This is a genomic window from Mycobacterium sp. TH-M11 (assembly GCF_057473725.1).
Genome location: NZ_JBYCLD010000243.1, coordinates 1 through 8,309, shown reverse-complemented (window position 1 = coordinate 8,309; position 8,309 = coordinate 1). Strand labels below are relative to the sequence as shown.

The window sequence follows — 8,309 nt, the reverse complement described above, 5'->3', positions numbered from 1 at the left end:
AGGCCGATGAATCCGACGTCGATCACCGGGTCTCCACGCAGCTGTCGGCGAACGCGAAAACCGCCGCGTGATAAGTCGCGGCGGTGTGGCCGACGCTGATGTTGTGCCCGGCCCCGGATTGCTCGTTGATCTGAAACCTTGGTGCATTGGTGAACATCGAGGCAATCTCGGTCTGTGCCGCTGCATCGCACTGCCAGATCTTCTCGTGCTCGGCGACGCTGAATTGCACCGGAATCCGCACCCCCGGGGCCAGTGCCGGAAAGTCCTGACCTGTCCAGTTGGACACCATCTGGGTTTCGTAAGGCGGCGCACCCTGATAAATCGTTGCGCCCTTGAGTACCTCGGGCGGATAGAGTTCGGTTGGATGCCATAGCAGTTCGCGCAATCCCGCCGGGCGGTGTTCCCGGCCGGCGGCGTTGAGGATTTCGCGCGCGTCCGGGTGGTAGCGCCGGCCGGCGCCGGCGAGTTCCATGCCTATCAGGTCGGTGCGCTGCTCGACAGAACCTCCCGTGGCCATTCGGATCGCGAGCTCGCAACCACCGGAGTGGGCCATCAGGAAAAGACCGGCACCGCGGGGCCTTTCGGCCAGTACCCGATCGACCAAGCCGTACGCCAGCCGTACCCGCTGCTCGGGTTCGGCGACCGCTTCGGGGTAGGCCGAGGAGCTGCCGTAGCCCGGCCGGTCGATCGCCACCACTGTGTATCCGTGCTGCGCACCGGTTCGCAGTAACGACAATTCGGGATGGCCGGGGCAGTCGAAATACAGTGCGGTGGTGCCTCCGCCGTGAATGGCGACGATCACCGCCCGCGGGTCCGGAACCTCGGCCACCAACGCCGACATCGGCACACCGTCGACGATGACGAGCCGGGGCTGCACCGTCGCTGGCGAAGCCGTCATCGATCGGCCCGTAACAGCAGTACCCCGCTCGGAGTCAGACCACCACTACTGACCACGCCGACGCGGGCATCGGCCACCTGACGAACGCCGGCCTCGCCGCGCAATTGGGTGATCGCCTCGTGTAGCAGGCCCATGCCGTGGGTGCGGCCGTGCGACAGCTGGCCGCCGTGCGTGTTCAGCGGCAACTGTCCGTCGCGGGCGATGTTCGTGCCCCCGTCGAGAAAGTCGCGCGCTTCGCCGATGCCGCAGAATCCCAGCGCTTCGATCCAGGACAGGCAGTTCATCGTGAAGCCGTCGTACAGTTCGGCGACATCGACGTCCTGGGGCTTGAGCGCGGTGCGTGACCACAGATGCGCTGACTGGCCCAGCACCTGCGGCTCGTGGGTCAATGTGCTTTGGTCCCAATCGATCCGCTCGATGATCTGGGTGCCGACGGCGTCGACATACACCGGTGGTTTGGCGGTGTCCTGGGCGGCGTCGACGGCCGACACGATCACCGCGACCGCGCCGTCGCAGGGTACGTCGCAGTCGTAGAGCCCGAACGGCGACGTGATCGGCCGCGCATTGAGGTAGTCGTCCATGGTCATCGGCGTGCGGTACACCGCCGTCGGGTTGAGTTCGGCGTTGGCGCGCTGGTTCAACGCGATCCAGCCGAGCGTCTCCTTGGTCGTGCCGTAGCGATGGAAGTGGCGTTGGGCGTTCTGCGCCAACGTGTGTGCCGCCGAGGTGGCGCCGAACGGCAGTAGCCAATCGGCGCGACGGCCACTGGACGCGACGATCTTGCCCTGCTTCATCTGCTCGTTGAAGGTGGCTTCCCACAACGTCCGAAAGCACAGCACGTGACGGGCCATCCCGCAGGCGACGGCGAGCATTGCGGCGATCACCGAACCGCCGGGGCCGAAGGTTTCCATGCCGCCGTTGTGCCACGTCGGCCGGATTCCCATGGCGGCTTCCAGCGCGGTGATGCCGCCCTCGCCGAAGCCGCCGAGGTTGCCGCCGCCGGGGTAGGTCGACATCCCGTCGATGTCGTCGACAGTCAGTCCCGCATCCGCGATTGCGGCTTCGCAGGCCGCGACGGTCAGCGACAGCGGCGGCACCATCAACCGCCGGCCGATCTCCGACATGCCGACTCCGGTGAGCGCCACCTTGTCTTCGAACTTGTCTGCGGTGAGCATCGGCCGGACGAATTCGCCGAACCGCTCGGGTGCTATCTCGTCGACCGGCAACTGTCCCGGCTCGGCGCCGTCTGTAAGACGGAACAGCGGGAGCCAGACGTCTTCGTGCTGCTCGAAGACCACCTCGACCTGCTGGCCCAATTCCAGTTGCTCAGGCCTGCATTCGACGATGTTGGTGGTCAGCCGCACCCGTGGATCCTCGGCAATAGCCACCTGGGCGACGACGTAGGGTGCGGGAAGACCTGGCAGGCTGAATCTTTCGTTGATAGTGAACCCGGCCAACGTCGCGCGACCCGACACCGCCCGGACGCCGAGGTTGTGCGAGCGGCAGTACCGGCACACCGGGGCGGGCGGATGAATCAGCGCGGCGCAATCGGCGCATTCCTGCAGACGCAGCGTGCCGTCGGCACCGGAGCTCCAGAAGAACGCGTTGTCGTCGGTGATCAACGGCAGTGGCCGTCCGGTCAACGGGTGAACCCCCACTCCGCTTCGTTTGCTTCGGTTTTCAGGTGCTCGGCCGGGTCGTCGGCGCCGACCGACCGGCCGTGCGGTTCGGCATCGCGGCGCTCGCCCCATTCGGTGATCGCGTGCACAGGGCAATCCAGCAGCGCCCGCATCACGGCGTTGCGGTCGGACTCGGCGACCTCGCCGTCGCCTTCCAGCGACGCGTATCCCCAGTCGTCGAGCGAAAAATAATGCGGAGCGTGCTTGGCGCACACCCCGAAGCCGTCGCAGATGGTGCGGTCCAGGCGAACCCTCACAGCGACTCGACCTGGTAGGGGCGATCGGCCACGAACGCGCCCAGTCGGCATGTCTGACAACCATTGTGGAGGTGCGCCCGGACGACGTCGGGGAACTTCGCCAGTAGGCTCGCTGCGATGTTGGTCGCGGCGTCCAGCGTCGCGCAGGCGCCGCGGCCGCGCAACACCACCGACCAGCGCCGCAACCGGGCGACGTCCTCTTCGGTGGCGACGCCATCGCGCAAGGCCCCGCTGACGGCTGCCATCGCCGCGGTTCCGTTGAAGCAGGAGCCGCATTGCCCGGCGTTCTCGCGGTCGAAGTAGGCCAGCACCGACGCCGCGACGGCCAGTGGGCAGTCGTCGGTGATCACGCCGATCGCGCCGTTGCCCAGGCCGCAACCGAGCGCACGCAGCGTCTGGTGGTCGAGGGTGGCGTCGAGCACCGAGCGGTCCAGCAGGCCGGCGAAATAGCCGCCCATCAGTGCCCCTCTTACGTGTTCCGGTGAAACACCATGCAAAGCAAGCAGTTCAGTGAAAGGTAAGCCGTGTGGAATTTCGTAGAGTCCCGGTGCCCGACCTGCGCCGCTTACCGTCACCAGAAAGCTGCCCGGCGACGACGCCGTGCCCAGCGAACGGAACTCGGCTGACCCGTGCCGCAGTATGAGCGGCAGGCTGGCCAGCGTCTCGACATTGCTGACCAGAGTCGGGAGTCCACCGACACCCTCCTGGAAGGGCCGTGGTGGCTTGTCGGTCGGCTTGACTGGACCGCCGTTGAGCGCGCGCACCGCGGCGGTCTCCTCGCCGGCGATGTAACCCGGTGCGACGCTGCGGACCTCGACCGCCACGCCGGCGAAGGCGTCCGGCCCGAGCTCGCCCAGTGCAGCTTCCGCGCTGCGGGCCGATTCGGGGTCGGACAGATAGACGTAGGCGCGGTCGGCAGACACCATCGCGGCGGCAAGCCGCAGGCCGTCGAGGATCAGATGCGGGCGGTGCCGCAGCAACCATCGGTCCTTGATCGAAGCCGGTTCGCCCTCTTCGCCATTGGCGACGACAACGGCGCCACCGACCGCACGTCCGTTGTCGCGGACCGCGCGTGCCTTCACGGCGAACGGGAAACCGGCCCCGCCCCGCCCCAGCAGCCCGCTGGAGTCGACCTCGCCGAGCAGTTCGTCAGGGTCGGTCAGCGCCTGATACCCGACGTAGGCGTCGAGGTCTTCTCGACCGCCCTGAATCAACAGCCGCGGCGACAAGCCGGACGACGTGGCGAGGGCGATCGCCGGTGCGGCGCCAGACTTCATCATTGGACTCCCGGCCGCGCGGTTAGGCTGGCCGACATGCGAACCGCCGTCGTGCGCGTCAATGTCGACCCGGACAACGCGCTGACTCCTGTGCAACTAACCGACGGCATGGCAGCGCTCCTCGATAGTGTCGGACGAACCGGTGTGATCGAGAACGACCTCGGGGCCATGCCCGCCGGTCGCCGTGAGGTAGAGCTGCTGATCAGCTGTGACAACGCCGAATCCGCAAGGCGCGCGGCGATCAAGCTGTGCGGCAGGGCTTTTGCGACCATACCGCTGCCTGGTGTGGTCACCTTTGTCAGCCGCGGAACCGATGACGATGCGCACGGCGTGCTGGCCGGATTCGGGCTCACCGCCGACATCGTCCGGACTCCTGGCGATGACGGCTTCGACATCGTCGACGTGACGCTGCGGGAAGCCGACCTCGAGCGCATCCCGGAAAGCCGCGTTCGCACCGCGCTGGAGGCGTCGCTGAACTGCGAAGTCCGCATTCGCACCGTGTAGCCGCATCAGGATCCCAGAAACTTCAGAATCGGCGGCGCGGCCTGCACCCAGGTGTCAAACATGTTGAAGTGCTTCACCTTGCCCTGAGCACGGGCTTCGGACGCGCGCTCCCAGGCGTCCTCCGGCCAGGGTGGGTCGATCAGTTTCGACCCCTTGATCAAACAGCTGACTTCCAGCGATGTCCGTTTCGGATGATCCAAGTCGTTCTCGCCGCCACGAATGATCAAGGTGGGAACCTGGATTCGATCGAACATCTCGTCGTCCACACCCGGAATCGTCTGGCCCGGCTTGGACACGAAGGCGTTGAGCCAGCGCAGCATCAACTTGAGGAACTGCTCGGAGTCGAAGCCCAGGAAGCGTTTTTCGTTGTCCGGGTTCTCCTCGATGCGCTCGCGCCATTCCGGTACCTGCACCACGCCGGCCATGCCGGTACCTCGTACGGCGAGAATGCTGGGGACGATGTAGTAGGAACCGAGTACGAACGACCCGTAGACTCCGCCGACGATGTTCCACACCACCAGCTTCTCCACGAGTTCGGGGTAGAGCATCGTCGTCAGCATGGAATCCCTTGCGCCCCCGGACCCGCCGGCCAGGATACAGCGGTCGAAACCAAGCCCGGTCACCAGCTTGTGCAACGTCTCGGCGCGCATGTGCGATTCGCTCTGCCCGTAGAACTGCACGTCGGACGCGCCACAGTTGGGCCGGTCCCACAACAGCACCCGGTAACCGCCCGCGGCCATTTCCTCAGCCAGCGGTCGCAGCCCGGGGATCTCCTTGCTGAACCGGCCGCCTGGGGTCAGCGCGATCAAATCTCCGGAATCACCGAGGATTTCGTAGACGACCTTGCCGCCGTTGATCTCGAGAAAAGACACATGAACTCCAGTCAGATCAGGCCTGCACCAGGACGTCGTTGCCGACGACACGCACCGGGTAGGTGCGGATGCTCCACTCCGGCTTGACCGCGGTCGTGCCGGTCGCCAGCTCGAAACCCCATTGGTGCCAAGGGCAGTAGACGTACTCCTGGTCTCGCACCATCACCGCGTCGCCGGGCGCGGTCTCGTCCACGACGGTGCGCCCCCGGGCACGCCCCGAACACAGCGGACCACCTTGGTGCGGGCAGTAATTCGCGATGGCATAGAAAGTGCCGTTGACGTTGTATACGCCCACTCCGTGTCGCCCGATCGGGACCAGCTTGTGCTTGCCCGGCGGGATCTCGTCAACTGTCGCGACGACGTGCTCGCGGCCCTGGGCCAATCGAGGCTCGGGCCGCTTGCTGACCGCCCGGTCATATTCTTCGGGCAACTCAGAGCACCCGGACTTGACCCTCGAGGACGGGAACCGTCTCCGGAAGGTGGTAGGTCGCAATGCCGTTGCGGTACATCACCGCGTCCCGGGCGTACTTGGGCAGGTGCTTGACCAACCAACGCGGGTCGTCGAACGTCCAGTGCGGGTAGTCCGAGGAGAACAGCAGGATCTTCTCGCACTCCATCCACTCCAGGGCGCGGGTGAGCTGGGTCTTGTCCTCGGGGTAGTCCAGCGGTTGGGTAGTGAATTTAATGTGGTCCTTGACGTACTCCGACGGCTTGCGCTTGATGTCCACCCAGGATTTGCGTGCCTCGTAGATCGCATCCATCCGCCACATCAGCGGCAGAATCCAGCTGAAGGCGTGCTCGACGAAAACGATTCGCAGCGTGGGGAAGCGGTCGAAGACTCCGTCGAAGATCAGGCTCATGACCTGGTTCGCGGCCAGCAGTGAATACGTGACCATGAAGTCATGGTTGTAGCTGGGGTAGCCGACCGGCGGGGCCGGCAACTCTTCGAACTGGCTGCGCGACAGGTGGCAGCTGACGGTGACGTCGTGCTTGGTGGCAGCGGCCCAGATCGGATCGTATCTGGGGTTGCCCCATGACGGTCGCGGCTCGGCCTTGATCAAGATCTGCGCCATGTAGGGGTGTTCGGCCCACTTCTCGATTTCGCGGACCGCCTCCTGCGGCTCCTCGATCGCGGCGCAGATCGAACCGCGCCACCGCTGGTGCCAGTTGTTGTGGCTGTCGAGCCAATGGTGGGACTGCCACTCGTTGAGCGCGGCCGCCATCGCGTGTTGCGCTTCGGGCAGCCGGGCCGGGTAGGCGGCCGGCTCGAGGATGCAGATGTCCGAGCCCGCCTCCATGATCAGTTGCCGGAACGCCATGTCCGGGTCGCTGCAGGCGAATTCGCCGTCCGGCGGAAAGGTGTCGGTGCGCATCGCGTAGCTGTGCGCGTAGTCGGGGGCGTCATAGTAGATCTGCTCACCGACGTCGCGGGAGCCGAAGTACCTGCTGCGCCACGGCTCGGGGATGTACTGAACGAGCTCGCCGCGTCGAGGCGCCGGGTGCACGTCGGAGTCGACGCACCGGACGGCGATCCGTTCGGCGGCCGGAACGCGTTCGTGCAAGTGGGTCAGCGGCATCTCGATCTCCTCGCTCTAGCTCCTACTGTGCTCCCGAGCCGACGGCGATGTCTATGCCATAGAGCTCGGCCGCATTGCGCCAGCAGAGTTTCTCCCGTTGCTCGGTCGACAGTGCCTTGGGCAGTTTGTTGATGTCGCCGCACTGCCAGTGTGGGTAGCTGGATCCGAACATCGCCATGTCGTCCTTGCCGGTGAAGCCGAACCATTCGCCGGCGAAATCGACGTCGCCGGGACCGTCGAGGCTGCCCTGGACAAAGTAGATGTGCCCGGGTAGGTAATCACTGGGAATCTTCGGTGCCCAAGGGGTCTGCTCGAGATGCGGCCGGCCGAACGTGTCCATCCGCCAGATGAACGGCGTGATGAAATCGGCTGCGCCGTCGCCCCAGACGAACTTCAGGCCCGGGAAGCGTTCGAAGACACCCTCGGCAATCATGTTCATCTGGTGATACAGGTAGTTCAGCGCCATGAAGCTGACGTATTGCTCGTAGGTGCGGGTATTGCCCGACGGGGTGGGCGGATTGGCGATGCCCGATCCGACCTCGATGTGCGCAGCCACCGGAAGGCCTGCGTCGGCCGCCGATTCCCACAGCGGCCAGAACTGCGGTTTGCCATACAGCTCGCGAGATTGCAGCGGAACACCGATTTGCACCACGCGGGGGTGCCCGCGCCACTTATCGATCTCTTTGATCGCACCCGCGATGTCATCGGGGTTGATCCGGATCGTGCCGCGGAACCGGTCGCCGAAGTGGCTGTGCTCCAACCACTTCGACACCATCATCGCGTTGTGGGCGGCGTGCAGGGCGGTGCCCAGATGGCGGTCTGGCATGATGCCGCGTGCCATCGGATGCAGAACCGCGATATCGACGCCGCGGTTGAAAAAGAGTTCATTGCCCACGAATTCCGGGTCCGAGCCGGGGTACTGCCCTTGCGGCCCGCGGGTCTTGGGCGCGTACTCACCGCCCGGGGCGCCGTACCAGTCCATCTCGTAGTCCGGGAAGCCGCGACTCTTGAACGGCTCGCGCAGTGCCGAACGCAGTTCTTTGTTGGACGCGAAGAAGATGTGAACGCTCGCGTCGATCAGCGGCGTGCGCGTCCCGTCTGGGTGCTCGATCACCTAAACCGCCCTTCCCGAATCGACTGACCGGGTCGAGGTCGTCAGCAGTCGTCTAGCCAAACTAACATCCTCGTTCGCCGCTGACCAACGGGTTTCCCGTAAGCATTTCGATTATGCGTTTCGCCTGATAG

9 protein-coding genes are annotated in these 8,309 nt (G+C 65.4%); 1 reads left to right on the top strand and 8 read right to left on the bottom strand.

What is annotated here, in order from left to right; all coding sequences use genetic code 11:
• Positions 1–22: 22 nt before the first annotated feature.
• The 4 genes from AC2VOG_RS10205 to AC2VOG_RS10190 are packed head-to-tail and all read right to left on the bottom strand — an operon-like array spanning position 23 to position 4,111.
• Positions 23–898, bottom strand: coding sequence for an alpha/beta fold hydrolase (locus AC2VOG_RS10205; RefSeq protein WP_486939783.1), 876 nt, complete (start codon positions 896–898; stop codon positions 23–25).
• The gene (locus AC2VOG_RS10200; protein WP_486939782.1) at positions 895–2,541 is read right to left on the bottom strand and encodes a thiolase C-terminal domain-containing protein; all 1,647 of its coding nucleotides are present in this window, start codon (positions 2,539–2,541) and stop codon (positions 895–897) included. Before AC2VOG_RS10200 ends, AC2VOG_RS10205 begins: the two co-directional genes overlap by 4 nt.
• Positions 2,538–2,834, bottom strand: coding sequence for a ferredoxin (locus tag AC2VOG_RS10195; protein ID WP_486939781.1), 297 nt, complete (start codon positions 2,832–2,834; stop codon positions 2,538–2,540). Before AC2VOG_RS10195 ends, AC2VOG_RS10200 begins: the two co-directional genes overlap by 4 nt.
• On the bottom strand, positions 2,831–4,111 hold the full coding sequence (locus tag AC2VOG_RS10190; RefSeq protein ID WP_486939780.1) for an NADH-ubiquinone oxidoreductase-F iron-sulfur binding region domain-containing protein: 1,281 nt from the start codon (positions 4,109–4,111) through the stop codon (positions 2,831–2,833). Before AC2VOG_RS10190 ends, AC2VOG_RS10195 begins: the two co-directional genes overlap by 4 nt.
• 36 nt (positions 4,112–4,147) lie before the next feature.
• Between AC2VOG_RS10190 and AC2VOG_RS10185 the strand changes: the two genes are divergently transcribed.
• Positions 4,148–4,615, top strand: a complete 468-nt coding sequence (locus tag AC2VOG_RS10185; protein WP_486939779.1) for a hypothetical protein — start codon at positions 4,148–4,150, stop codon at positions 4,613–4,615.
• 5 nt (positions 4,616–4,620) lie between these two features.
• Here the strand turns inward: AC2VOG_RS10185 and AC2VOG_RS10180 are convergent, their stop codons facing one another.
• The 4 genes from AC2VOG_RS10180 to AC2VOG_RS10165 are packed head-to-tail and all read right to left on the bottom strand — an operon-like array spanning position 4,621 to position 8,178.
• Positions 4,621–5,487 carry an alpha/beta fold hydrolase gene (locus AC2VOG_RS10180; protein ID WP_486939778.1) on the bottom strand — a complete coding sequence of 289 codons (867 nt, stop codon included), beginning with the start codon at positions 5,485–5,487 and terminating at the stop codon, positions 4,621–4,623.
• A 16-nt stretch (positions 5,488–5,503) separates the two neighbouring features.
• Positions 5,504–5,917, bottom strand: coding sequence for a Rieske (2Fe-2S) protein (locus AC2VOG_RS10175; protein ID WP_486939777.1), 414 nt, complete (start codon positions 5,915–5,917; stop codon positions 5,504–5,506).
• A gap of 1 nt (position 5,918) precedes the next feature.
• Positions 5,919–7,064, bottom strand: a complete 1,146-nt coding sequence (locus AC2VOG_RS10170; protein WP_486939776.1) for an amidohydrolase family protein — start codon at positions 7,062–7,064, stop codon at positions 5,919–5,921.
• Positions 7,065–7,086: 22 nt separating this feature from the next.
• Positions 7,087–8,178 (bottom strand): amidohydrolase family protein, encoded by a 1,092-nt coding sequence (locus AC2VOG_RS10165; protein WP_486939775.1) that lies wholly within the window; start codon positions 8,176–8,178, stop codon positions 7,087–7,089.
• Positions 8,179–8,309 lie beyond the last annotated feature (131 nt).